At 46.5% G+C, this 503-nt stretch carries 1 protein-coding gene; it reads right to left on the reverse strand.

The window, feature by feature from the left end:
- The coding region (locus F9B91_RS11210; protein WP_419991892.1) for a hypothetical protein at nucleotides 1-503 on the reverse strand (503 nt) is incomplete at both ends.

The following is a 503-nucleotide window of genomic DNA, read 5'->3' on the forward strand; positions in this document are numbered from 1 at the left end:
GGTGTTGTAACAGTTGCGTTACCTTTGTCATCTACTACTACTGTAGCTCCTGGGTTAACGGCTTTAACCTTATCCTCAATAGCTTTCTTCTCTTCTGGAGTAAGGGCTTCTGGATTGGCTACTACTGTCTTAGACGCTGGGGTAATCACATCGTCGCCTGCATTTGGTTTAGACGCTGCTTCTGCTGTCTTCGTCAAATCAGCTGCTGGAATAACCGCTGTCTTACCTGACGGTGTTGTAACAGTTGCGTTACCTTTGTCATCTACTACTACCGTAGCACCTGGGTTAACGGCTTTAACCTTATCCTCAATAGCTTTCTTCTCTTCTGGAGTAAGGGCTTCTGGATTGGCTACTACTGTCTTAGACGCTGGGGTAATCACATCGTCGCCTGCATTTGGTTTAGACGCTGCTTCTGCTGTCTTCGTCAAATCAGCTGCTGGAATAACCGCTGTCTTACCTGACGGTGTTGTAACAGTTGCGTTACCTTTGTCATCTACTACTAC

Source organism: Streptococcus mitis (assembly GCF_008763935.1).
Lineage (GTDB): Bacteria > Bacillota > Bacilli > Lactobacillales > Streptococcaceae > Streptococcus > Streptococcus mitis_DB.